This window comes from Lactobacillus sp. WILCCON 0149, from assembly GCF_057197965.1.
In genome coordinates, this window is sequence record NZ_JBUBHO010000001.1 from 1231678 (window position 1) to 1257022 (window position 25345).

The 25345-nt window shown below is 47.6% G+C and carries 15 protein-coding genes; 7 read left to right on the forward strand and 8 right to left on the reverse strand.

Features of this window, described 5'->3' with window-relative positions; translation table 11 throughout:
- Positions 1-8: 8 nt before the first annotated feature.
- Positions 9-1616, reverse strand: a complete 1608-nt coding sequence (locus ACYVUV_RS05700; protein WP_484499165.1) for an FAD-dependent oxidoreductase — start codon at positions 1614-1616, stop codon at positions 9-11.
- Between the two features lie 119 nt (positions 1617-1735).
- Here ACYVUV_RS05700 and ACYVUV_RS05705 point away from each other — a divergent pair, with 119 nt between their 5' ends.
- A complete protein-coding gene (locus ACYVUV_RS05705; protein WP_439775652.1) occupies positions 1736-2626 on the forward strand; it encodes a LysR family transcriptional regulator in 891 nt (296 codons plus the stop codon).
- Positions 2562-2819: a restriction endonuclease subunit S gene (locus ACYVUV_RS05710; protein WP_439775653.1), complete on the forward strand. Its 258-nt coding sequence runs from the start codon at positions 2562-2564 to the stop codon at positions 2817-2819. Before ACYVUV_RS05705 ends, ACYVUV_RS05710 begins: the two co-directional genes overlap by 65 nt.
- Before the next feature lie 488 nt (positions 2820-3307).
- Here the strand turns inward: ACYVUV_RS05710 and ACYVUV_RS05715 are convergent, their stop codons facing one another.
- Complete coding sequence (locus ACYVUV_RS05715) at positions 3308-3427, reverse strand: putative holin-like toxin (protein ID WP_484499166.1); 120 nt, start codon at positions 3425-3427, stop codon at positions 3308-3310.
- A 466-nt stretch (positions 3428-3893) separates the two neighbouring features.
- Positions 3894-4631: an SDR family oxidoreductase gene (locus tag ACYVUV_RS05720; protein WP_439775654.1), complete on the reverse strand. Its 738-nt coding sequence runs from the start codon at positions 4629-4631 to the stop codon at positions 3894-3896.
- A 105-nt stretch (positions 4632-4736) separates the two neighbouring features.
- Between ACYVUV_RS05720 and ACYVUV_RS05725 the strand changes: the two genes are divergently transcribed.
- The gene (locus ACYVUV_RS05725) at positions 4737-5183 is read left to right on the forward strand and encodes a MerR family transcriptional regulator (protein ID WP_439775655.1); all 447 of its coding nucleotides are present in this window, start codon (positions 4737-4739) and stop codon (positions 5181-5183) included.
- 95 nt (positions 5184-5278) lie between these two features.
- On the opposite strand, the gene ACYVUV_RS05730 is transcribed toward ACYVUV_RS05725, so the two are convergent.
- Together ACYVUV_RS05730 and ACYVUV_RS05735 are read right to left on the reverse strand one after the other, a co-directional pair.
- Positions 5279-6007 (reverse strand): SDR family oxidoreductase, encoded by a 729-nt coding sequence (locus ACYVUV_RS05730; protein WP_439775656.1) that lies wholly within the window; start codon positions 6005-6007, stop codon positions 5279-5281.
- A 41-nt stretch (positions 6008-6048) separates the two neighbouring features.
- On the reverse strand, positions 6049-7056 hold the full coding sequence (locus tag ACYVUV_RS05735; protein WP_439775657.1) for an alpha/beta hydrolase: 1008 nt from the start codon (positions 7054-7056) through the stop codon (positions 6049-6051).
- 111 nt (positions 7057-7167) lie between these two features.
- On the opposite strand from ACYVUV_RS05735, the gene ACYVUV_RS05740 reads away from it, so the two are divergent.
- Complete coding sequence (locus ACYVUV_RS05740; protein ID WP_484499167.1) at positions 7168-7596, forward strand: MerR family transcriptional regulator; 429 nt, start codon at positions 7168-7170, stop codon at positions 7594-7596.
- 1 nt (position 7597) lies between these two features.
- Here the strand turns inward: ACYVUV_RS05740 and ACYVUV_RS05745 are convergent, their stop codons facing one another.
- Positions 7598-8425 (reverse strand): SDR family NAD(P)-dependent oxidoreductase, encoded by an 828-nt coding sequence (locus ACYVUV_RS05745; protein ID WP_439775659.1) that lies wholly within the window; start codon positions 8423-8425, stop codon positions 7598-7600.
- A 225-nt stretch (positions 8426-8650) separates the two neighbouring features.
- Between ACYVUV_RS05745 and ACYVUV_RS05750 the strand changes: the two genes are divergently transcribed.
- The 3 genes from ACYVUV_RS05750 (at position 8651) to ACYVUV_RS05760 (ending at position 12043) form a co-directional block, all read left to right on the forward strand.
- Positions 8651-9322, forward strand: a complete 672-nt coding sequence (locus tag ACYVUV_RS05750; RefSeq protein WP_439775513.1) for an NAD(P)H-binding protein — start codon at positions 8651-8653, stop codon at positions 9320-9322.
- 154 nt (positions 9323-9476) lie between these two features.
- Positions 9477-9797, forward strand: coding sequence for a GNAT family N-acetyltransferase (locus ACYVUV_RS05755; protein WP_439775514.1), 321 nt, complete (start codon positions 9477-9479; stop codon positions 9795-9797).
- A 920-nt stretch (positions 9798-10717) separates the two neighbouring features.
- The gene (locus tag ACYVUV_RS05760) at positions 10718-12043 is read left to right on the forward strand and encodes an RNA-guided endonuclease InsQ/TnpB family protein (protein WP_484499168.1); all 1326 of its coding nucleotides are present in this window, start codon (positions 10718-10720) and stop codon (positions 12041-12043) included.
- Positions 12044-12764: 721 nt separating this feature from the next.
- Here the strand turns inward: ACYVUV_RS05760 and ACYVUV_RS05765 are convergent.
- Positions 12765-23462 (reverse strand): mucin-binding protein, encoded by a 10698-nt coding sequence (locus ACYVUV_RS05765; RefSeq protein ID WP_484499169.1) that lies wholly within the window; start codon positions 23460-23462, stop codon positions 12765-12767.
- 350 nt (positions 23463-23812) lie between these two features.
- Positions 23813-25012: a tryptophan synthase subunit beta gene (gene trpB / locus ACYVUV_RS05770; RefSeq protein WP_439774995.1), complete on the reverse strand. Its 1200-nt coding sequence runs from the start codon at positions 25010-25012 to the stop codon at positions 23813-23815.
- Positions 25013-25345: the final 333 nt, after the last annotated feature.

Below are 25345 nucleotides of genomic sequence, written 5' to 3' on the forward strand. Positions count from 1 at the left end.
TTAGCTTATTAGATGTGGCTTGCCCCGCTAGCCGCATCAACGTGCGCTTTTTGATCTTCGGACTTCTTTGGTTCATCTGCTTTCAATCCAGCAGCAAATTGACCAGCCAGGCGGCCAAAGGTGTGCGCATGACTGGCAGCCAGGCCTGGAACCCGGTCATTGTAGCTGCCCCAGAAGAAGCCACCGGCGTCATTGCCGGCCGCGTACAGGCCAGGAATCGGGTCATGGTTTTCATCCAAGACTTCCATCTTGGTACTGATTCTGAGCCCGTCAAAAGTACACAGGATCCGGCCGCCCAGGATGCAGCCGTAGTAAGGCTTCTTCTTGATTGGCGTAATCCGGTAGGCTTCCTTGCCGAATTCCTTATCTTGGTGATCGATCACGGCTTGGTTGTTGTTAGCAACAGCCTCTTTTAGCTTGTCAGCTGGCAGATTTAATTTTTCAGATAATTCTTCCAAAGTATCAGCCTTTACGACCAGACCATCCTTGACATGTTGCTCAGTGTCAGCGATAAAAGCTTCCTTATCCTTCATGTAGCCTGGGAAACCGTAGCGGGCGCAACCAAGCATGTGAACTTTTTCCAGAGTTTCAGCGTAGTCATCGTCCCAAATCATAGCGTACAGGTAGCCAGGTTCCTTAGCAGCGGCGTTGACGATGAATTGGTAAGGAACAGATTCATTGGCGAAACGTTCACCGCGCAGGTTAACCTTAAGGAATGGGTATGAACCGATCCAGAGCCAGTGGTCGTAAGTGGCGGTTTGGTAGTACATGTCTTCAGTCTTTTTGCCAACTGGAACCAGGCCGCGGTCAAAAATCGTTTCAGCTGGTTCTTCATCGCGGATGGCACCGACATTCAAGGCTGAAGTAATCCCTGCCCCGTTGGAGCGCGGTGAGTCGTTGTAGACGTTCTTCTTCAAGGCCAGAGGATTCCATGCTTTAAGCAGGTCGGTGTTAGCGGAATATCCGCCAGTAGTTAAAATTACCCCTTTTTCAGCCAGAATCTGGTAGTACTCATTTTTGACAAGATCCTTGACCAAAGCCCCGGTTACGCGACCGTCTTCCTTGAGCAGCTTGACCAGGCTGGTTTCAAAGCGCAGGTCGACTCCGTGCTCTTTTTGGTATTCCAGGAACCAGTCGCCGTATGAAGTAAAGCTTTGGTTGTCAAAAGTCGGATCGTTTTCGGTTGGGAAAGCCTGGTAAGCCTTATTGGTTACCATAGCATCAGCTTCAGCTCTGAGGTGGGCACCGTGTGGCTTGAGGACCTTTTCTTCCAGCCAGTCCAAGGTTGCCCCGCTGTTGTCTGCCCAGGTTTCCAAAAGTCGCTGGTCCACGTTGTGCTGAGCAAAAGCTGCCAGGCTTTCTACCAGTTCTTGCTTGTTGATGATCACGCCGGCGGCTTTTTGCGCCCGGGAGTCAACACTGGCCAAACCTACCCGCATCAGGTTAATAGTCTTTTCCTTTTCAATCAAGATGGTGTTAGCCCCAGCTTCTCTGGCAGCCGCAGCGGCTTCCATGCCCGCGTTGCCAGCGCCCACAACTAGGACGTCCGTTTCAACAGTATATGCAGCAGATGCATTAACGTCTAATTGATCAACATTGTCATAGATCTTAGTCATTATTTTTTCTCCTTTTTTATCAACTGTACCGCTTTCAACTATTAATTTATCATGCAATAATTGAGTTGAGAAATATCAAGTCGGTATCGGTTATACCGGAAATGCATAAGGAGACAAAGATGGACTTGAGACAGCTGGAAGTTTTTATCAATTTGGCGGAGAGCCTGAACTACTCAAAGACCGCGGAAAACCTGCACCTCTCTCAACCGGCCGTTAGCCGGATCATTCAGCGCGTGGAAGACGAAGTTGGCGTCACCCTTTTTTACCGCAACCACCGGGAAGTCCAGCTGACCAAGAATGGGAAGCTGTTTTATGATGACAGCAAGAGCTTGATCAACAGCTATAACAAGGCCCTGCAGCGGACCAGAAATTCTTTCAACCGGGAGCAAAGCAACTTAACGATTGGTATTACGGATACACCGCTAGAGCAAGCAATTCTGCCAGAGATGATCAAAGCTTTTCACCAAGAATACCCGAATTGCAAGATTTTTCTTGAGGGATTTGATCACAACCGGCTCAAGCACCACTTGATCGACCACGACAGTGATGTGATTTTTACGACTCACGACGATATCGCTGATCAGGTTGAGGTGAACTACTACCAGCTTTTTAGCGGACACTTTGTGGCACTCGTACCTGCAGACCATCATTTAAGTGACAGAGAGGAACTTGACCTGGATGATTTGGCAGGAGAAAAAATTTTGCTGATGGACAACAACTGGTGCCCGCCGGAACAACTGAAGCTCCAAGAGACGATCAGAAAGAAGGTCGATGACTTGGACATCAGCTACGTTAACGACGTTGAGATCGTCAGCTTAATGGTCAAGGCGGGTCTAGGAATCACCGTGATGCCGAGCTTTGTGGCGATCGAAAAAGCAGATGAGATCAAGGCGGTAAAGTTGAACTACCCTGCCCCGCTGGACTATGGCCTGGTCTGCCGGAAAGATGAAGCAGATCCCTTGGTCCTCGCCTTCTGCCAGGTCATGCAGGAACAGGCGGAAGGGATGTAGTTTTGCTTGGGAGCAGTGTAAGTTGGGGGATGTGGCTGATAGATTTGACAACTTGCGCGTACCAGTTACAGCTAATTTACGAAAAAATGGTGATACTCCGTATTATGGGGCAAATGGAATACAAGATTTTGTTGACAGCTATACACATGATGGAGAATATATTCTAGTACGCGTGGTGCTAGTTGAAATATAGTTTCAATTTCTTAACAAAAAAGGTCCAACATTGTAGACTCTATGATATGACCCCCGAAATTAGTGTCCTAATTTCGGGGGTCATATCATATACACTTTGCTGCTGAATTTTTTTAATAAAAAAGGCAATGTATTATCCATTAGTCAACTCAACTACTGCAGCAAGAATGATAAATTCTTTAGTTGCAAAAGACTTTTATAAACAACAGATTCGATTTCCAACTCTTGAAGAACAAGACCAAATCGGAAAGCTGATCAAGGAAATTGATTTTATCTGTATCCAAAACGATCGTAAAATAAAACTAATGAATCAGGTAAAGCGTTCACTGCTACAAATGATGTTTATCTGAGCCAAATATGCTATAATACTAAAAGAAAAGAGAGTCTTGTTGGCGCAAGACTCTCTCAGATGGCCCGCTTCAAAGGCGGTGACAGTATCAGAACAAATTAGTCGTCCCTAACTGCGCAAAGTTATGAGGGACGACTTTTTTACTTGCCATGCTTGTCAACATAAGTCAACAAAGCAATAACGAACATTCCAAAAGTGAGCATCAAGCTCAGCGCTTCGTATACGCTCATGACTACCTTACCTTTATAATAATTCTCCATAGAACCACCTCCAGGATTCAGATAGTCACCGCCCTTAAAACTTGCCTCTTAAATTATATCAGATTTCACTTCTACAAAGGCCGGCAAAGTTAAGCGGATTATTTAATGGGAGAGTGTAAGTTGGGGGGTGTGGTTGAAATAAATTCCAGAAAGGCAAAATACCAGTTTATGGCACAGGTGGTTATATGTTGAGTGTTAATGACAAATTATCAGATGTTGATACAATTGGTATAGGCCACAAAAACGATTGACAAGCCGTATTATTTAAATGCACCTTTTTGGGCTGTTGATACACTGTTTTATGTAACATCTCGAGTAACCGCTGATATTGGTTTTATGTTCAAGCTACTAAGCGCTTGCAAAGCGCACATAATTACGCCAAAAAAGGCCTGACTCCTAGCAGGAATCAAGCCTTTTTCAGTAACTGTTTGATGTACATGCATCTAGTCCAACAACTGAATTGATTTTACAAAACCTGGGCAGTCGGGCGAAGCAAGATTTCGTTGATTGCCGTGTGCTCTGGCATGTTGACCGCAAAGGCAATTGAATCAGCAACCGATTTTGCGGGAATAGCCGTGCTTGCGTAAAAGGCATCCATCCCCTTGCGCTGCTCTGGATCGGTGACGTGCTGCGGCAATTCAGTGTCAACCGCGCCCGGAGCAATCAGCGTCACGCGGATGTTGCTGCCGGCAGTAGCTTCTTCCTGGCGCAGTGATTCTGACAAGGCTCTGACGCCAAACTTGGTTGCCGCGTACACGCCGCCTGCCGGAGTAGGAATGTGAGAGGAAACAGAGCCAATGTTGATAATCTGACCTGACTGCTGCTTTCTCATAACCGGCAAGGCCGCGTGAATGCCGTACAGGGTCCCCTTAAGGTTGACATCAATCATTGCCTCCCATTCGTCTGTCTTGCCCTTGGCCAGCTCAGACAATGGCATCAAACCGGCACAGTTGATCCAGACGTCGATTCTGCCATAAGTCGCGACCGTCTTGCTGCCCAAGGCAAGAACTTCATCCATCTTTGCAACGTCAGTCAGCACGTAAATGGCTTCTCCGCCAGCTGCCTTGATCTCGTCTGCCAGCTTTTGCAGCCGGTCCTCCCGGCGGGCAGCAAGCACGACCTTGTTGCCTTGCTCGGCCAGTACCTTAGCGCTGGCTTCGCCGATCCCGCTGGACGCACCCGTAATTACGATAACTTTGCTCATTTGATTTGCCTCCTAAAAAAATGCTTATTTCTCTTGCATTTCATCTGAATAGAATATAACATTGGAGTTAACTCTAAAGTCAAACTTTTTAGGAGATTTTTTCTTATGGGATACACAATCAAAGAAGTTTCCAAAATGACCGGGATCCCGTCAACGACCCTGCGTTATTATGACAAAGAGGGCCTGCTCCCCTACCTGGAGAGGCGCGAATCCGGCTACCGTGTCTTCAACGAATCCGACCTGACCATGCTGCAGATCGTCGACTGCCTGAAAAGCACCGGCATGCCAATCAAGGACATCAAGCAGTTCTCTAAGTGGGCTCAAGAGGGCGACTCATCCCTGCAAGAGCGCTACGATCTCTTCCTCAAGCGCAAGGAGGTCGTTGAAGAGCAGATTGCCGACCTGCAGAAAACCTTGGACGTGATCAACCACAAGTGCGCCTACTACAAGAGCGCGGTGGAGGCCGGTACCGAAAAAGAGCTGATGAAGCACGACAAATTGCCGCATGCCGACGAGTTCCTGTGCCAAAACTATGAATCTGGCCAAAAGTAATTTTTCGAGCAAAAAGAGCCTGACTTCCATTAACGGAAATCAAGCTCTTTTTAGTAACTTGTTTAATGTGCATGCAATTCTTGCTGGTCAAATGGCTAAGCCAGCTGCTTGACGGGCCGCACGTGAATCTCGCTTACAGCCAGGTTGTCAGGCGTGTCAATCACCTGCTTGACTACCTCAGCCACTTCCTCAGCCGTCAAGGAGGCGGACTGCTGAACCCGGCGCTCGTCTTCCCGGTCGGCTTCGCCCGGAATGGTATTGACCAGGTTGGTCACTGTAGTTCCCGGGCTGATCAAAGTCGACTTGATCTTGTGCTCCCGCTCTTCAAATCGCAGCCCCTCCATCACGGCCCGGACGGCAAACTTGCTGGCGCTGTAGACGGCGAATTTAGGAAAGACTTTGTAGGCCGCGGTCGAACCAGTCGTGATGATGTGGCCGCTGTTTTGCTCCTCCATGTATGGGAGAACTGCCGCAATCCCATTCAAAACGCCCATGACATTGGTCTGCATGATCTGCTGCCAGTCACTGATTCTGCGTTCGCTCAAGTAGCTGACTGGCATGATCCCGGCATTGTTGAAGATCACGTCCACCCGGCCGAACCGGGCCACGGTCTGGTCAACCAATTCTTGAACCTGGTCAGCCTCAGCAACATCAGTCTGCTTGACCAGGACCTGGCTGCCATACTTTTTGAATTCAACCAGCTTGTCAACGTGCCGGGCAGCCAGCGCCAGTTTGGCGCCGTCTTTTGCCAAAAGCTCCGCGGTGGCCAGGCCGATCCCGCTGGAGGCGCCGGTAATGATGATTACTTTATCTTTAACAGACATCCTGTCTCTCCTTTCCAGCTATTTTTTGCCCAAAATTGCCTTTAAAGGTTTTCCTTGAAAAATTCGTCAAACTTGTCAAACGGAATCTTGTCCATCTGGTCGTAGAGGTCGACGTGGTCAGCGTTTGGCACGATCACGATTTCCTTAGGATCCTTCAGCTTGTCGTAAGCTTCTTCAGCGAAGTAGCGTGAGTGCGCGTTTTCGCCGGTGACGATCAGGCTCGGGCGCGGGGAAATCTGGTCAATGTACTGCTCCAGCTTGAAGTTGAAGTATGACCAAGGAGTTGTTGAAGTCCAGGCCCCGGTAGAGTTGATGGACCGCGGGTGGTAAGCCCGGCCGCGGTAGTAGTCAAAGAAGGCCTTCAGCACCGGGTTCGGGTTTTCCGGCAACTTGTCCGGGAACAGGTTGTCCATGTAAATAACCTCCCCATTTTGATCAAACATCACTTCGTGAGCACCGGCTGCAAAAGTGCCGTTTTCTGCGTCGATCCAGCGGCGGCGGGCCAGGTAGTCCTTCAGGCTTTCCCGGTTCTCATCAGTCATGGTCTTGCCAACGCCGTCCCAGATTGAAGAAGACATGTCATACATTACTGAAGTGGCCACGGCCTTGATCCGCTTGTCGATTGCCGCTGCCGTCAGGACATGGCTGCCCAGGCCGCAGATGCCGATGGCACCGATGCGGTCACGGTTAACAAATTTTTGCAGGCCGACAAAGTCAACCGCCGCGCTGAAGTCTTCGGTGAAGACGTCTGGAGAAGCAACATTGCGCACCTCGCCGCTGCTTTCACCGGTAAATGACTGGTCAAAGGCCATGGTCACGAAGCCGCGCTGCGCCAGCGTCTGAGCGTACAAACCACTTGACTGTTCCTTGACCGCGCCAAAGGGACCACTGATGACAATCGCCGGGTAGGTCTGCTTGTCGTCAAAGTCCTTTGGCAGGTACAGGTGACCAGCCAGAACGATGCCAAAGCGGTTGCGGAAGCGGACGCCTTGCACGCTGATGGATGGGTCGATCTTAAATACTCTGCTGTCGTTTGCTAAAGTGTTCATGTTGCAATTTTCCTTTCTGTGTCTGCTTGCTTGTTGATGTTATAATGATTATATAGGCTAAAGTTAACTTTAGCGCAAGCCTTTTTTTCAAAAAAATGAAAGGAACTTTTTATGCCAGCTATAAAAGAAAAAACAAACACTTTGTCAATCACAGAAGTTTCAAAAATGTGCCAGCTGCCGGTTTCCACCCTCCGCTATTATGACAACCAGGGCCTCATTCCAGGCTTGCGGCGGACGGAACAGGGGGTGCGGGAATTTGACCAGCGCAACATTGACGCGGTCAAGATCATCGAATTCTTGAAAAATTCCGGCATGTCCATTACCGACATCCGCACCTTCATGACCTGGTGCGTGGAAGGCGATGCCACCCTGCCCCAGCGTCTGGAGATGTTTAAAAAGCAGCGCGAAGCTGTTTTGCAACAGATAGCGCTGCTTGAGCAGACACTTGAGACTATCGATCAAAAGTGCGAGTATTACACCTTGGCCGTCAAAGACGGCACTGAAAAGAAAGTCATGGCCAAGTACCATCCGGAATATTAGCCTAAAAATCAGTGCTTTCAGCCAAGTCATGCCATTTGGCGATTTCCACAGACCGGTCGGCCAGCTTTTTCTGGGCAAGTTCAATCATTCCCTTGCCCAGAATCAGCACCTTTGGCAGGTCATCCAGCTGGCTGGCCTCATAGATTGCCTGACCAGCCTTGGCTGGGTCGCCCGGCTGATCGTGCGGGTGCTTGCGCAGGAATTCCCGGCTGGCCTTGGCTGTTTTGGCATAAGCCGGATTCTCATGTTCCAAGTCGCTAGTGGCAGCGATCCGGAATTCAGTTCTGAAGGCCCCTGGCTCAACGATCATCGCATCAATGCCCAAAGGCTTGACTTCATTGGCCAGCACTTCACTGACGCCCTCCAGGGCCAGCTTGCTGGCAACATAATAGGAATTCCCCGTTGAGTTTTCAAACATGATGCCCATCGAGGAAACATTGATGATCAAACCGCGGCCTGCCTCACGCATTGCCGGTAAAACCTGGCGGATCATGCCGACCTGACCGAAGAAGTTGATCTCAAATAGGTCACGGATGTCCTGCTCCCTGCTGCTTTCCACTGAGCCAAAGTGGCCCCGGCCAGCATTGTTAACCAAGACGTCGATCTTGCCGAACCGTTCCAGTGCCTTAGCAACCACTTCGCGGCGCTGCCGGGGGTCAGATACCTCAAGGCTGCAGGCCAGAGCGCGGCCTGGGTACCGGTCTTCAAAGTCGGCTACCCGGCTGGCTTTTCTTGAAGTAACGACTGCCTGGTCGCCTGCCTGCAGAACGGCTTCCGCGATTCCCCGGCCCAAGCCGGTCGATGCCCCAGTAATCAACCATGTTTTCATTGATAATGTCACTTCTTTCTACATATTATTTTCATTAGCGTAAACTATTGCGGCGCCCTTGTACATTACAAGCGGTGCATTGTGCTATACGCGGGATGCAAGCCGGCGCTATGCTCAAAGCGAATGGTAAATTACGGAAAGAGCATTTTTCAAATTGCTTTTGGCCCATTATCATTAAAGCAACGATTGAATATTGATTAGAGCAAGCAGAAAGGAAAAATTATTATGAAGTTATTGATTTTGGCAGCTAACGGCCAAATTGCCCGCATTATTGAAGAAAGAATTTTGACTGAAGACAAGTTCAAAGATGTCGACCTGGTCTTATTCCTGCGCCGGGCCAGCCGCCTGCAAAGCTTGAAGGACCGCTACCCGGACCGGGTAACTTTGATCGACGGGGACTTGAACAACAAGCAGGACGTAGTTGACGCTGCTAAGGGCTGTGACATGATCTTCTCAGCTGTCGTTGACCATGACGATGCCGGTAACAATCGCCCAACCAAAAACATCATCGCGGCGGCTAAGGAAAACAAGATCAGCCGGGTGATCGAAACCAGCCTGTTGGGCTTGTACGATGAAGTTCCAGGTGAATTCGGCAAGTGGAACCGGGACTTCTGCTTTGGCGGCAACCCAGAAGGCAGTTCTCCAGTCAATGCTGACCTGCTTTTAGAAGAATCCGGCCTTGACTACACCACTCTGCGCCTGCCATGGCTGAACGACCGGCCAGAAGTTAAGTACTCCATTACCCACCGCCATGACAAATTTGTTGGCGTATCTGGGTCAAGACGGAGCATCGCTGACGTAGTCTTGAAGATCGTAGCTGATCCGACTTTCGGCAGCCGGGACAGCCTGGGGATCGCTGACCCAGATACTGACGGTTTAACCCGCCCTGTATATTAAGAAGAATAGGCCTGCTTAACCAGCAGACCTATTTTTTCGTCTTTCCTTTTGCTAAAATCTAAAAAAGGAGGCAGACAAGATGGAAATCAAGAAAAGCAGCAGGCAAGTCAACGAGAAAGTGCACCAGATGCTGCAAGAATACAATGCTCAGTTCATGGAGGATTCGGGTGACTACAGCTTTTACATCGAAGAGGATGGAAAAATTGCTGCGGGCATTGTTGCCAGTGCTGTTTTTGATACGGTTGAAATCGACTATCTTTGTGTGGCAGAGGCATACCGGGGCCATGGCTACGGCGAGCAGCTGCTCAATAAGGTAGAAAAAGTGGCCGCGGCAAAGCAAATCAAACGCATCATCCTTAACACCTACAGCTTTCAAGCACCAAATTTTTATAAGAAGATGGGCTACAAAAAGCTGCTCAAAATCGCCCCAGCCTTCAAGGATTATGACCAATACTTCTTTATCAAGGAGCTTTAGACTAAAAATGGTGATCCATTCTGGACCACCATTTTCTTTTTGCATTGCTACATCCCATACCCAATCACTTTTTTCTTCAACTTCCCTAATGACATCTTCCGAAATGTCAGCAACGGCAATACAGTAGACTTGATTTAGGCGGGGATTGTAAATGCCGAGATGCTTGATGCTTTGAAATTCCGGATGAACCGAATGCAGACCCATCCGCCAGTACATGAGCAATTGCAGAGTGTGCTCTTTTTGCACTTTTCTCTTCGACACCTTGAAGTCCCAGAGAGTATCTGCCGTAGTAAAGTCGCCGTCCCCCGTGCTTACCGTATCTGTATAGCCACCTTCAAAAGTAAATCCATCCAGAACTTTTGGGCCATAGAGCTCAAGAAAATGCAGTGAGCGTTCAACCATCGTCCTCACGTTCTGAATCGTTGCTTGATCCGGCTTGAACTCGCTAACCGGCTTATAACCAAAGCCAGCCCGGTAACCAACATCAAATCCAGTAAGCTTAATAGCATTCGTGATCGAGATATTATCCAGTCCTTTAACATCATCCAGCAATTTTGTGGCTAAAGCATCTTCTCCAAGATTATGTGCTCCTAGCAGCGAAATTTTGAAAGCTTCTGGCCCACTTGCTCCCGACATAAAGCGGGTCAGATAATCGACAGCTAAACCAACCAGGTTTGGACTGATGTTTTCGACCGGATTCAGCGCCTCGATACCAGGGCCCAAAGAGCTACTAATTAGTAACAAGTAATATAGAACTATATCGAAAAATATAGCTTAATGTGCTTGCGAAAGAAAACAACTTCTATCCTAATACAAATTAAGTGTGTTGCACCTATGATTTTTGTCCTTCTTCAAACGCATGTTTGGAAATAAGCTGGAATACGTGCTAAAATATGCTTGTCGAAAAGAGGTGAAGACAAATGGCAACCAAAAGAACTCACGTATATCGTTTATATCCAGATGCTACTATGGCTCACGTCTTGGATCAGTGGTGTGACTATCGCCGTTATTGCTACAATAAGGCCCTAGAACTGTGGAATGCGACCTATTCGGAATACCGTATGCTAGTCAGTCCAGAGATTCTGGCGGAATTCAAGAAGCCAAAAGAAGAACGGCAATTTACTGAAGAGCAGAAGTTATTTATATCTAGATACTACCCAACCGCAGCACTGATTCAGAAAAAGCTTACGGCAAACAAACAGTCATGGGAAAAGCAGATTTCTTCGCGTATCCTGCAGCAAGCATGTGCTGACTTGGGCAAATCGTTCAAGAAGTTTGCCAAAGATAAGGCACTCAAAGTTAAAAATGGTGCCGGACACCCCGTTTTTCAATCCAAGAAAGCCAAACGCCAAGGCTTTAAATTGAATCAAGGCGTGGTTCTCGCAAAGGAAGGCAATCACGGAAAGCTAACCTTGCCCGTCCCAGCACCTTATAAGGGTGAGTGGCATAGCATAAGATTTTCTGAAATCCCCAAAAATGCCGAATTTGGGACGATAAGCTTTTACCGTGAACACGGCCATTACTACATGGCGGTTCCTTACAAGTATGAGACGCCACCATACATTCACAAGCATACGGGTAAGAAGACCGGGATCGATGTCAATGTCAGCCATTTCAATGATGCAGAGGGGGAACACTATTTTCTGCACAAAGGAAACAATGGCGCCGTCAAGCTGGCAAGAGTCTATGAGAACATCAAGCACCAGCAGCGGATTCTGGCAAGAAAGCTGGAAGAAAATGGCCAGATTGCCGGGAAGCGCTCAAAAAGCTATCAAAAAGCGAGAATCAAGCTTCAGAAGCTTTACGAGCGTGCTCACCGCATGCAGGATGACGCGATGCACAAGTACACGACTCACCTTGTCAGAGAATATGATGCAATCTGCATTGAGGATCTGGACGTCAAGGGCATGCTTATGAGCCATGTCGCTTCAAAAGGCGTGCACCGTGCGCTGTTTGGACGCTTTCGCAGCTATCTCGAATACAAGTGCAAGTCTGCCGGGGTCAAATTGGTGATTGCCAATCGCTTTTATCCAAGCACCCAGCGCTGTGCAGCGTGCGGCAACGTCAAGAAGGACGATGAGAAGATTACTCTTTCTGGCAATAAGAAGCATGGCACCAAGCACAATGAATACGTGTGCTACAACAAAAAATGCCCGAACTACAATAAGGTTGTAGATCGGGACATGAATGCAATGATGAATCTTACTTTTTTGATTGATCATCCAAGATACAATAAAGCATTGTAAAGAATTGAAGGATCCACAAGGATCCATGCGGGCAGGCTAATGGCCGGAATGCCATCTGTTACTTGAGCAGTTGCGTAAGTGGCTGTTTCGGTGCAGATGGCTCACCGGACGGGAAGCCGATAAGTTGTTTTGGCAGCAAATCGGTTTCTACGACCGCGCATGCAATTCCTCAAATGGAAGAACATGCGAGAAGCGAGTTCAGAACTCGTGAGACAGTTCGGTTGCTCATCTTCGGATAAAGGCATTGTCTGCGGCTTCAGCCGTACAGGTGATGTGAGCATATCGAGTGCAGAGATCGCCCACGCTGTCAATGCGAAAGCTTGGCAGTGAACGCTCGTGAGAGAAATGGAAGCCGGCAGAGTCCTATGTTATGTGCTGGGTATGTTCCAGCCAGGCATGTCGGTGCTGGAAGTAGAGATATCGATGATGTGATAGTCGCAAAGCTGAATATCTTGACCATAATGTGAACCAGCCGGTATCAAGCGCACATTCTTCCACATTTCTTATAGCACTCTGCCTTAAGCTCTTTCGGGTTGATGTATCCACCCCTAGGCTGCTTCACATTTTTTGTTCGCTGAGTTACGGAATATCCCCCGTTCATGGTCCCTCCCCCTTTTCTAATATCTTATCATTATCAAAAAATGGTGGAGTCCGAATCAGATCGAACTTCACCATTTTCGTTCAGAGCCTCTTTATCAGGCTCTTTCTTTTTGCCTAAAAATTAATTTTTCTTCCGTTTCTTGCCAGTGACAAAGCTGGTTGCGGCGGACAGAGCCAGCAGGATTGCACCCATCAGGGTCATTTCGCTGCTTTGCTTGTTATCGCTGCCAGTTTGTGGCAATTCAGCGGCAGTCATCTTCTTGCTTGGACTGGTCTTTTGGCTAGTCTGAGAAGCAGTTGCGACTGGAGAAGCCGGAGTATTCGTCTTCTCGGTAGTCTTAGGTTCTGCCGGGGTGGCTGGCTTAGAAGGAATGATAGGCTGCTCAGGTTGAGCTGGTTCTGCCGGAGTTGCCGGCTTAGAAGGTACACTTGGCTGATCCGGAGTTGCCGGTTCAACTGGAGTCTCTGGAGTAGTCGGTTCACTTGGCTGATCAGGTTGAGCTGGTTCTGCCGGAGTTGCTGGCTTAGACGGTACAGTCGGCTGATCCGGTGTAGTTGGTTCTACTGGGGTATCCGGCTTAGTCGGTACAGTTGGCTGATCCGGTGTCGTCGGTTCTACTGGAGTTTCCGGCTTAGTCGGTTCAGTTGGCTGATCCGGTGTAGTCGGTTCTACTGGAGTTTCCGGCTTAGTCGGTACAGTTGGCTGATCCGGTGTAGTCGGTTCTACTGGAGTTCCCGGCTTAGTCGGTTCAGTTGGAGTCGTTGGCTTAGATGGCTCGACTGGCTGAGTAGGAACATCGTAGATAATGTAAGTGTCGCCAGATGGGTCACTCGGAGTCAGCTTCTGCCCTACTTGAACAGTTTGCGGCTGGTAGCCCTTCACTTCCGGAACAACAACGTCGAGTACCTTGGTTGGGTCTTCTGGATCAGTCGTGTACTGGTCTGAGCTAGTTCCAGGCAGTTGCTGCCCATTTTTATCAACCAAGATGACGTGACCATTTGGAACGTAAGTGACAGTTTCTTCAACTTCTGGCTGGTCTGGGGTCGCGGTCAAACCACCGGCGATCTTCTTATTGGAGTGGTAGCCGTTGATTACTGCTACAGTTTCCGTGCCAAAAGTCTTCTGGCCAGTCCATGGACCTTCTTCTACCACCTTGCCAGTTACCAGGTCAACTACAACAACTTGCTTAAAGGCATCCTTTTCAGTCTGAACCTTGTCAGGCAGCTGCTGGTCAGTGCCAACGTAGTGGATCGTCTGCTTAGCGTCCTTAGTGTTGACTCTTTCTTGAGTCTGGTGCTTAAGAACAACCGTGTATACTTGGTCAGTGTTGTTGTCAGTGTCGTAAACGGCGTCAGTTGGGTAATCACTTGAGACGAATACATAACCTGCTGCTTCCAACTTCTTGATCGTGTCTTCAGTGCTGTAAGCGATTGCGTCCTTAGATGAACCGATCAAGTCACCGGAGGTCCCGATCACTGCATTGTTACTATCTTGGTCAACGTAGTTTACCAAGGCCTTCTGCTTGTTGGCAGTGTAGACAACCTTTACAGTAGTTTCTTTGTCACCGTCGAAGGTTGGAACGACTTCTTGTGAAGCGACTTCATCCTTGTCTGGAGTCAGGCCCGAGATGGTTGGAGTAGTTACAGTCTTCAGACTTTGGGAGTCAACTGGAGTCCAAGTAATTTCCTTGGTTACCAGGTCTTGAGTACCAGTTTGAGTGAAGGAAATCGTTTCAGTTACTGAGCTTGGTGTTTCAAAACCAGCTGGTACTTCGTAGACGACGTTCTGAGTAACCTTTTGGTCACGGCTAACAGTTGCCTGGCCGTGCTTTAGTACTACAGTGTAGACTTGGTCAGTTGAATCATCAGTGTCGTAAGCGGCGTCTGATGGGTAGTCACTTGAGACGAATACGTAGCCCGCTGCTTCCAGCTTCTTGATCGTGTCTTCAGTGCTGTAAGCAATTGCGTCCTTAGATGAACCGGTCAAGTCACCGGAGGTCTCGATCACTGCATTGTTACTATCTTGGTCAACGTAGTTTACCAGGGCCTTCTGCTTGTTAGCAGTGTAGACAACCTTTACAGTAGTTTCTTTATCACCATCGAAGGTTGGAACAATTTCTTGTGAAGCTACTTCGTCCTTGTCTGGAGTTAAACCAGAAATAGTTGGAGTAGTTACACTCTTCAGACTTTGGGAGTCAACTGGAGTCCAAGTAATTTCCTTAGTTACCAGGTCTTGGTCACCAGTCTGAGTGAAGGACAACGTCTCTTCTACTGATTCTGGTGTGTCAAAGCCTGCTGGAACCTCGTAAAATACAGTCCGCTTTACATTCTGGTCGCGGTCAACAGTCTTATGACCATGCTTCAAAACTACAGTGTAGACTTGATCAGTGTTGTCGTCCGTGTCATAAGCTGCATCATCTTGGTAGTCGCTTGAGACGAATACATAGCCCGCTGCTTCCAACTTCTTGATGGTATCTTCAGTGCTGTAGCTAATCAAGTCCTTTGAAAGGCCAGTAAGATCACCGGAGTTTTCGATCAATTCGTTGTTCTTGTCTGCATCAACGTAGTTTACTAAGGCCTTTTGCTTGTTAGCAGTGTAGACAACCTTGATAGTGGTTTCCTTGTCGCCGTCGAAAGTTGGTACAACTTCTTGTGAAGCTACTTCGTCCTTGTCTGGAGTCAAACCAGAGATAGTTGGAGTAGTCACAGTCTTCAAGCTCTTAGGATCAACTGGGTTCCAAGTGATTTCCTTGGTTACTAGGTCCTGGTCACCAGTCTGATTGAAGGACAAAGTCTCTACTACGGATTCTGGAGCATCAAAGCCTGCTGGCACTTCGTAGACAACAGTCCGGGTCACATTCTGATCGCGGTCAACGCTCTGGTGGCCGTGCTTCAATACAACAGTGTAGATTTGGTCAGTTTTGTCATCAGTGTCGTAAGCAGCGTCAGTTGGGTAATCGCTTGAGACAAATACGTAACCTGCGTCAACGAGTTTTTGGATCGTTTCGGCAGTGCTGTAGCCAATCAAGTCCTTTGAAAGTCCAGTAAGATCACCGGAGTTTTCGATCAATTCGTTGTTCTTGTCTGCATCAACGTAATTTACCAGGGCCTTCTGCTTGTTAGCAGTGTAGACAACCTTGACAGTGGTTTCCTTGTCACCGTCGAAAGTTGGTACAACCTCTTGTGAAGCTACTTCGTCCTTGTCTGGAGTCAAACCAGAGATAGTTGGACTAGTGACCGTCTTCAAGCTCTTAGAGTCAACTGAGTTCCAAGTAATTTCCTTGGTTACCAGGTCTTGAGTACCAGTTTGAGTGAAGGAAATCGTTTCAGTTACTGAACTTGGTGCTTCGAAACCGGCCGGCACTTCGTAAACAACGTTTTGAGTAACCTTTTGGTCACGACTTACAGTTGCCTGGCCGTGCTTTAGTACTACAGTGTAGACTTGGTCAGTTGAATCATCAGTGTCGTAAGCGGCGTCTGATGGGTAGTCGCTTGAGACGAATACGTATCCTGCGTCAACGAGCTTCTTAATCGTATCCTCAGTGCTGTAAGCAATTGAATTCTTAGACAGACCTGAAAGTTCACCAGAGCTTTCGATCAATTCGTTGTTCTTGTCTTGGTCAACGTAGTTTACCAAGGCCTTCTGCTTGTTGGCAGTGTAGACAACCTTCACAGTGGTTTCCTTGTCACCGTCGAAAGTTGGTACAACCTCTTGTGAAGCTACTTCGTCCTTGTCTGGAGTCAAACCAGAAATAGTTGGAGTAGTTACACTCTTCAGACTTTGGGAGTCAACTGAGTTCCAAGTAATTTCCTTGGTTACCAAGTCTTGAACACCGCTTTGAGTGAAGGATACAGTTTCAGTTACTGATTCTGGTGCTTCAAAACCGGCTGGCACTTCGTAGACAACGTTTTGAGTAACCTTTTGGTCACGACTTACAGTTGCCTGGCCGTGCTTTAGTACTACAGTGTAGACTTGGTCAGTTGAATCATCAGTGTCGTAAGTGGCGTCTGATGGGTAGTCGCTTGATACAAATACGTATCCTGCGTCAACGAGCTTCTTAATCGTATCCTCAGTGCTGTAAGCAATTGAATTCTTAGACAGACCGGTAAGTTCACCAGAGTCTTCGATCAATTCGTTGTTCTTGTCTTGGTCAACGTAGTTTACCAAGGCCTTCTGCTTGTTGGCAGTGTAGACAACCTTCACAGTGGTTCCCTTGTCACCGTCGAAAGTTGGTACAACCTCTTGTGAAGCTACTTCGTCCTTGTCTGGAGTCAAACCAGAGATGGTTGGAGTAGTTACAGTCTTCAAGCTTTGAGGATCAACCGGAGTCCAAGTGATTTCCTTAGTTACCAAGTCTTGAACACCAGTCTGAGTGAAGCTTACAGTTTCAGTTACTGAACTTGGTGCTTCGAAACCAGCCGGCACTTCGTAAACAACAGTCCGGGTTACATTCTGGTCACGGTCAACTGTCTTGTGGCCGTGCTTCAGAACTACAGTGTAAACTTGGTCAGTGTTGTCATCAGTATCGTAAACAGCGTGATCTGGGTAGTCGCTTGATACAAATACGTAGCCTGCTACTTCCAACTTCTTGATGGTGTCCTCAGTGCTGTAGCCAATCAAGTCCTTTGACAGACCGGTAAGTTCACCAGAGTCTTTGATCAATTCGTTGTTCTTGTCTTGGTCAACGTAGTTTACCAAAGCCTTCTGCTTGTTGGCAGTGTAGACAACCTTGACAGTGGTTTCCTTGTCACCATCGAAGGTTGGAACTACTTCTTGTGAAGCTACTTCGTCCTTATCTGGAGTCAAACCAGAGATAGTTGGACTAGTGACCGTCTTCAAGCTCTTAGAATCAACTGGGTTCCAAGTAATTTCCTTCGTTACCAAGTCTTGGTCACCAGTCTGATTGAAGGACAAAGTCTCTTCTACGGATTCTGGAGCGTCAAAGCCTGCTGGCACTTCGTAGACAACAGTCCGGGTCACATTCTGATCGCGGTCAACGCTCTGGTGGCCGTGCTTCAATACAACGGTGAAGATTTGGTCAGTATTGTCATCAGTGTCGTAAGCGGCGTCTGATGGATAGTCGCTTGATACGAATACGTAACCTGCTGATTCCAACTTCTTGATTGTGTCTTCTGTGCTGTAGCCAATCAAGTCCTTTGAAAGGCCAGTAAGATCACCGGAGTTTTCGATTACTTCGTTGTTCTTGTCCTGGTCAACGTAGTTTACCAAGGCCTTCTGTTTATTAGCAGTGTAGACAACCTTCACAGTGGTTTCCTTGTCACCATCGAAGGTCGGAACAACTTCTTGTGAGGCTACTTCGTCCTTGTCTGGAGTCAAGCCAGAGATGGTTGGAGTAGTTACACTCTTCAGACTTTGTGAATCAACCGGGGTCCAAGTGATTTCCTTGGTTACCAAGTCTTGGTCGCCAGTCTGAGTGAAGGACAAAGTCTCTTCTACTGATTCTGGAGTGTCAAAGCCTGCTGGAACCTCGTAAACTACAGTCCGCTTTACATTCTGGTCACGATCAACAGACTTGTGCCCGTGCTTCAGAACCACAGTGTAAACTTGGTCAGTGTTGTCATCAGTGTCGTAAGCGGCGTCAGTTGGGTAATCGCTTGATACGAATACATAACCTGCGTCAACGAGCTTCTTGATCGTATCTTCAGTGCTGTAGCCAATCAAGTCCTTTGAAAGACCGGTAAGTTCACCAGAGTCTTCGATCAATTCGTTGTTCTTGTCTTGGTCAATGTAGTTTACCAAGGCCTTCTGCTTGTTGGCAGTGTAGACAACCTTCACAGTGGTTTCCTTGTCACCGTCGAAAGTTGGTACAACCTCTTGTGAAGCTACTTCGTCCTTGTCTGGAGTCAAACCAGAGATAGTTGGACTAGTCACAGTCTTCAAGCTCTTAGGATCAACTAGATTCCAAGTGATTTCCTTGGTTACTAGGTCCTGGTCACCAGTTTGAGTGAAGGACAAAGTCTCTTCTACTGATGCCGGAGTATCAAAACCTGTTGGAACTTCGTAAACTACAGTCCGCTTTACATTCTGGTCACGGTCAACAGTCTTATGACCGTGCTTCAGAACTACAGTGTAAACTTGGTCAGTGTTGTCGTCAGTATCGTAGGTTGCATCATCTGGGTAGTCGCTTGATACAAATACGTAGCCAGCGTCCACCAACTTTTTGATCGTGTCGGCAGTACTGTAGCCGATCATATCTTTTGAAAAGCCGCTCAAGTTGCCTGAATCTTCGATAAGTTCGTTATTCTTATCTTCATCTACATAGTTGACCAAAGCATTTTGCAGGTTTGGAGTGTAAACAACTACGACAGTTGATGACTTATCACCATCAAAAGTTGGAGTTACTTCCTCAGAAGCAACTTCCTTCTTGTCAGCAGTCAAGCCAGCAATCTTTGGACTGGTTACGGTTTGCAAACTCTGTGAGTCAACTGGGTTCCAAGTGATTTCCTTGGTTACCAAGTCTTGGTCACCAGTCTGAGTGAAGGATACAGTTTCAGTTACTGATTCTGGCGCTTCAAAACCGGCTGGCACTTCGTAAACTACAGTCCGCTTTACATTCTGGTCACGATCAACAGACTTGTGCCCGTGCTTCAGAACCACAGTGTAAACTTGGTCAGTGTTGTCATCAGTGTCGTAAGCGGCGTCAGTTGGGTAATCGCTTGATACGAATACGTAACCAGCATCAACGAGTTTTTGAATCGTGTCCGCAGTACTGTAAGCAATAGTGTCCTTGGACAGACCGCTTAAGTTACCAGAGTCTTCAATCAACTCGTTGTTCTTGTCTTCGTCCACGTAGTTGACCAAAGCGTTTTGAACGTTTGGCGTGTAAACAACTACGACAGTAGTTGACTTGTCACCATCAAAAGTTGGCGTTACTTCTTCAGAAGCAACTTCCTTCTTGTCAGCAGTCAAGCCAGCAATCTTCGGACTAGTTACAGTTTGCAAACTCTGTGAGTCAACCGGGTTCCAAGTGATTTCCTTGGTTACCAGGTCTTGATCACCATTCTGAGTGAAGGACAGAGTCTCTTCTACTGACGCTGGAGTATCAAAGCCAGCTGGTACTTCGTAAACAACCGTCCGGGTTACCTTTTGGTCACGGCTAGTAGCTGCTTGGCCGTGCTTAAGTACAACCGTGTAGACTTGATCAACATTGTCGTCAGTGTCGTACGTTGCATCTGACGGGTAGTCGCTTGATACAAAGACATAGCCAGCTTCTTCCAATTTCTTGATCGTATCAGCAGTGCTGTAGCCGATTGCAGTCGTTGAAGCGCCAGTTAAGTCACCAGAGTTTTCAATCACCGCATTGTTTTTGTCTTGATCGACATAGTTAACCAGGGCTTTTTGGGTATTGCCAGTGTAGGTAATATCGATCGTGACGTCGCTAGTAGTTGAATCAACCCTTGCTTCCTCAACCACTTTTTGACTTGGGGTAAAACCGGCAACTTCTGGGACATTGCTAAATTCATCCCATGAAGACGTGGTCCAGTCTGAGTAAGTCGTGTTGCCAGTCTTATCAACAACCCCTGTTCTGGTAATTGTTGCTTCCTGTTTAGTGGTCTGCACTTCACCAGATGGCAGATGGACATTGATGGTTCTAGTAACCGTTCTGCTTTCTACCGTCGGCCCCAAAACCAGAATGCTGGTCGCAATGGACTTTTTAATTGGGGTAACAAACTGGTCAGCATATGCCTTGTAGCCTAAATTCAAGTACTTGCCCACATCGCCTGTTAAGCTGGTATCTTTGGCTGGAATAACGATTGAAAACAGGTTGGACGGCGTTGACTGAGCCAGCGTATCTTCTTGGACCTTGATACTCTTGATTGTTGACCAATCAGTCACTTCATCCTCGCTCAGCCAAGTAACATTGTCTTCTTCATTGCTGCTGAGGTCGACTAGACTGGTTGAATAGTAAGTTTTAGCATTAGTATCGGTGGTCGTTACCGGTCCAGTCAGCTGTACATCCCCTTCAGTCGGCAAGTTGGAGTAGATGCGGACATTGGTCAAATCACCCTTGGTCAAATTCTTCGGCGTGATCTTGAACTGCATGTCCTCAAAATCAGTCGAGAAGGATTTGCCAGTATTCTGGAAAGTTGTATCCAGGTTACCTTGACTCATGGCACCCATGGTGAATTCTTCAGTTGGAGTGAGGACGGTCAAGCTAAACTTGTTGGTTGAAATCCCGTTTGTCCAGACATTCGTTGAATCGCCTTCAGTGTATTCTGGCTTGTAGAGCTGATTGTAGTTGACGGACGTCATATACATCATCTTTGTCGTAGTTCTGACAAAGAAGTGACTGGTATATGTTCCTGGCAAAGCATCGTCACTGATGTCCGCGACAATCTTGTAATTATTGTTACGGATATTGTATTGATACTCTGATTGGCTGTAGTCCAGTTTAACTACTTGATTTGCCCCATCATTGACGTAGAAAGTTGAGACAGTCGGATCACCATAGAAGGTAGATGCGTTTTCATTGTAGACTGCGTATTGCGGCAAAACCACATAAATGACTGGCTTGTCCAGATTGACATTTTTAACAAAGCTCAAGTCCGTGTTGCTGAGAATAGTCAGCTTCTGGCTTTCGCCTGCCAAGCCGATCCCCCCATCTTCATAGATGCGGAAGCTGCTCATGTACTCTGGGACAATATTCTGCGTTACTTTCTGCGTCGCCCCCTTCAAGTAGTCAGAAGAAACCGTCATGGAGTTGGTCAGACTGTCGCCAGTCTTCACCGCGCTGCCATCGTCATAAGTATCAGACAAGTTCCCAGTAATCGTAAAGCGCTGCAGCTGGGTATTCGGATCCATTGCCACGCCGGCACCATCGGTTTTGGCTCCTGCCTTCCAATAGTCTGCCGTCAAAACGGCTTCCCGGATCGGGCTGTTGCCCGTAGCCTTGATCGCTTCACCCGCGGTCACTGTACCAGTGCTGGTAGTGCCATCGGCGTAGGTCAAAACATAGCTGTAACTGTTAGTGCCATCTACTTTAGGCGTAGTAATACCAGTTGCGTTAAAACCATCGGCTACCTTGATATCAAATGATACGTCGGTCAAGTCATAACTGGACAGGTTGCCAAATGCAAAAGTAGTCAGTCTGTCAGCCGTATCCTTTAAGACCAGTTCGTTGCCAGTCCAGGCACCGTAGCCCCCAAGGCTGGCGTTCCCTTTTGTGATTTCTGAATTGACGTTTTCGCTCCAGGTAATGTCAAGGTTCCCGGTCAAGGTCTTGGTTTGTGCATCATCAAGATACTGAGTGATTGTAATAGGTTTGTCTGCAGTAACTGTTTGATTGACGCTGCCGTCAAAAACATACTTGCCGACAATGTAGTATGGCGTCTGCCGAGCATCGTATGTATCAACATTGTTACCCGAACCCTTAGGCACAGTGATTACAACATCTGCCCCAATCCCATCTTGAGTAATCGTGGTTTGATCGCTAAAAGCATTTTTGGTTGCAGTATCTGAAGCGTTCAACTCAAACTGGGCCGGTACAGGGATTCGGATTTCAGTGCCATAGTTAATGCTTCTGATTACCCGGTTGCTGGAGAATGATCCGACGTCACTGGCATTATTGATACCAAGCAGCTCATTCAGACTCAAGGAGTAAGTGTAGTCCTTGTTTGGCTGGATAGTTGCCTGATATTTCTTGTCTGGGGTACGGGTCAGCTGCGGATCAACCGTTGGCTTCATGATTTGGGTAAAAGTCTCACTGACTGAGCCCAAACTATTGCCATCGGCATCTTCAGCCGACAGAATCATCTGCATCTCCCGGCTGCCAATTGAATCAGAGTCCACCATCTTATCGCCGATAGTGGTCATTTGGCTTTTTACCGATGTAAAGACAACGTTCTGAGTCAGACTGCCGGCTTCCTTTAAGACACTGGTAATGTAGAAGTAACCTGCTGCGTTGTCTTGCGTTACAGTGGTATCCGCGATACTGGACTTGGTGTAAGAATTGATGCCATACAAAATTGACATATCCTCACCAGTAACGTTTGCTGGGACCGTTAACGTGAACTTGTCTCCTACTTCCCCAGTGAAGGAAATAGTAGCTGTAATTGAGCTTCTATTACCAGTAGTTTCTCCATTTTCAGAAGTATAGCCGATTTTGTCGCTGGACAAGGTCAAAGACTTGCCTTGTACCAGGCGGTCTTCTGAATTATTGCTTACAGTAGCCGTTTGCTTGGCTTGTACCGCAGTTTCGTCTTCCGTCTTTTCTGCAGTAGTAGAAGCTGTGTCAGTGGTAGATGCTGCCTTTTCTTCTTCAGTGCTTTGGCTAGCAGTAGTTGCCGCTGCCTGGTCAGTGCTTTCCGTACTTGCTGAAGTTGCACTTGACTCTGCAGTTTCAGTACTTGCCGCGGTTGCACTTGAATCAGTGCTTTCCTTTGCCTCAGTTGCGCTGCTGTCAGAACTGGTGCTGTCTGTGCTGCTCTTTTCTGCGGTCTGAGTAGATGCCGCATCATTTGTGCTTTCAGTAGCAGAAGCAGTTTGTGTAGTCGCTGCAGAGTTTTCCGTACTGGTAATTGCAGCAGTCGTGCTTGCCGCGTCAGTCTTCGTGCTGTCTTCAGTTGATTCACTCGTTGTCTGCTGGGATCCGCTGTTTGCCGCGGCGTCAGCAACCAGTTCTGTACTGGTTTCTGCTGGAGTGGTCGTGTCGGCGGAAACGCTGCCCGCCCCCATCAGCATGAAGGAGAAGCCCAGCAATACTGAGGTAGCACCAAAACTGTACTTTCTGATACTAAACCGTTGCTTGGCATCTTCTGTTTGCCGAGCATTGAATTTTTTTGCCTTAGGCACCAACATATTCATTCCCTCTTTTATTGCTAATTTATAATACTTATTTATTCGTATATCTATCTTTAGCATAAAGCAAGAATGTTTGGATTGTCAATAATAATATTATTAGATTGTAGTTATTCTACTAACGGAAAATAAGCACTTTTAGGGAACTAGAATAGATTATAAATTATCAAATTGTTAGTCAAAGTCGATATAAAGCGAAAATACACCTTTCACCAGTTTTTACCTATAGAAAAATTGCTCTAATCTTTAGGAGAAAAAAGTGATAACAATATAATTCCTTGCGTATCTTCAGGCAAAAAGAAGACCGGAAAGAGAATGCTGACTCTTTCCGGTCTTATATATTATTTCACTTAAATTTCTTCGCCCAGGTAGGCAGCAACTTGGTTAACGTCCTTGTCCCCTCTGCCTGACAGGTTGACCATGACAATCTGGTCAGGATCCATTTCTGGCACCATCTTGATAGCTTGAGCCAAGGCGTGGGAGCTTTCCAAAGCGGGGATGATCCCTTCCGTTTCAGACAGCAGCTTGAAGGCAGCGACTGCTTCATCATCAGTTACTGGGTAGTACTCTGCCCGGCCGCTGTCCTTAAGGAAGGAATGAACTGGCCCGATGCCTGGGTAGTCCAGGCCGGCTGAGATTGAGTAAGCCGGCAAGATTTTTCCCTCATCATCTTGCAAAACGTAGCTCTTCATCCCGTCGTTGATACCGACCTTGCCGTTGGTCAAGGTTGCGGCGTTTTCCGGGGTGTCAGCCCCCTTGCCGGCCCCTTCTGCCCCGATCAAGCGGACTTCCTTGTCAGGGATGAATTCACCGAAGGCCCCGATAGCGTTGGAACCGCCGCCCACACAGGCAATGACGGCATCCGGCAGGCGGCCGACCTGGTCCAGAAATTGTTGTCTTGCTTCCTTGCTGATGACTCTTTGGAAACGTTCAACCATTTGCGGGTATGGGTATGGACCAACGGCTGAACCGACCAGGTAGAAGGTAGTGTCCAGGTTTTGGGCCAAGTCTTGGAAGGCTGCGGCAACTGCATCTTCCAGAACTTGGGTGCCGGCGGTGACTGGAGTTACTTCAGCCCCCATAAGGCGCATCCGGAAGACGTTCAATCTTTGCCGTTCACAGTCTTTTGCCCCCATGTAGATAGTGCATTTCATTCCGAAGCGGGCAGCGACAGCGGCAGTAGCGACACCGTGCTGGCCAGCCCCAGTTTCAGCGATGATCCGCTTTTTGCCAAGACGCTTGGCGATCAGGACTTGGCCTAAGGCATTGTTGATCTTGTGGGCACCCAGGTGGTTAAGGTCTTCGCGCTTAAGGTAAACTTTTGCCCCGCCCAGGCGCTTGGTCAATGATTCAGCGAAGTAAAGCGGAGTTGCCCGGCCTGAGTAATCGCGAAGCAGCTGGTTCAATTCGGCGTTAAAGTCCGGGTCATCCTTCACCTTTTCAAATTCATCCGCGATTTCATCAAGTGCTGCCTGGATTTCAGCTGGCACGTACTGGCCACCAAATTCGCCGTAAAACATTTCCTTCTTTTCTGCAGTTGCTTCAGTCATGATAGTTCTCCTTGTTTGATAGTTTGCTATTTTTAATTTATTTCTAACTATGTTTTGCTGGAGCCTATACATGTATATCTAATTTTGAGTACAAAAAAAGACTGTCTGACCAACTATGCCAAACAGTCCTTTGATTTCTTCAGAAACGATTGTCCTGGCATAGACTCCCTAGATTATTGCAATCAGTGAGTCTACACCATATAACATGCAGCCTCACTTAGTCACGCCAGTCTTGCCAAAGTTTACGTACAGTCATTTTAATCGTTCCTTTCTAAATTTGTCTTTTCTTTTGAAGTTGATTACATTTTAAGACGATTTTCAGAAACGTGCAAG

Bases quoted from the DNA above. Each gene is read 5' to 3' on its own strand.
- ACYVUV_RS05700 (WP_484499165.1), bottom strand. From the start codon at position 1,616: ATGACTAAGATCTATGACAATGTTGATCAATTAGACGTTAATGCATCT.
- ACYVUV_RS05705 (WP_439775652.1), top strand. From the start codon at position 1,736: ATGGACTTGAGACAGCTGGAAGTTTTTATCAATTTGGCGGAGAGCCTG.
- ACYVUV_RS05710 (WP_439775653.1), top strand. From the start codon at position 2,562: ATGAAGCAGATCCCTTGGTCCTCGCCTTCTGCCAGGTCATGCAGGAAC.
- ACYVUV_RS05715 (WP_484499166.1), bottom strand. From the start codon at position 3,427: ATGGAGAATTATTATAAAGGTAAGGTAGTCATGAGCGTATACGAAGCG.
- ACYVUV_RS05720 (WP_439775654.1), bottom strand. From the start codon at position 4,631: ATGAGCAAAGTTATCGTAATTACGGGTGCGTCCAGCGGGATCGGCGAA.
- ACYVUV_RS05725 (WP_439775655.1), top strand. From the start codon at position 4,737: ATGGGATACACAATCAAAGAAGTTTCCAAAATGACCGGGATCCCGTCA.
- ACYVUV_RS05730 (WP_439775656.1), bottom strand. From the start codon at position 6,007: ATGTCTGTTAAAGATAAAGTAATCATCATTACCGGCGCCTCCAGCGGG.
- ACYVUV_RS05735 (WP_439775657.1), bottom strand. From the start codon at position 7,056: ATGAACACTTTAGCAAACGACAGCAGAGTATTTAAGATCGACCCATCC.
- ACYVUV_RS05740 (WP_484499167.1), top strand. From the start codon at position 7,168: ATGCCAGCTATAAAAGAAAAAACAAACACTTTGTCAATCACAGAAGTT.
- ACYVUV_RS05745 (WP_439775659.1), bottom strand. From the start codon at position 8,425: ATGAAAACATGGTTGATTACTGGGGCATCGACCGGCTTGGGCCGGGGA.
- ACYVUV_RS05750 (WP_439775513.1), top strand. From the start codon at position 8,651: ATGAAGTTATTGATTTTGGCAGCTAACGGCCAAATTGCCCGCATTATT.
- ACYVUV_RS05755 (WP_439775514.1), top strand. From the start codon at position 9,477: ATGGAGGATTCGGGTGACTACAGCTTTTACATCGAAGAGGATGGAAAA.
- ACYVUV_RS05760 (WP_484499168.1), top strand. From the start codon at position 10,718: ATGGCAACCAAAAGAACTCACGTATATCGTTTATATCCAGATGCTACT.
- ACYVUV_RS05765 (WP_484499169.1), bottom strand. From the start codon at position 23,462: ATGTTGGTGCCTAAGGCAAAAAAATTCAATGCTCGGCAAACAGAAGAT.
- trpB (WP_439774995.1), bottom strand. From the start codon at position 25,012: ATGACTGAAGCAACTGCAGAAAAGAAGGAAATGTTTTACGGCGAATTT.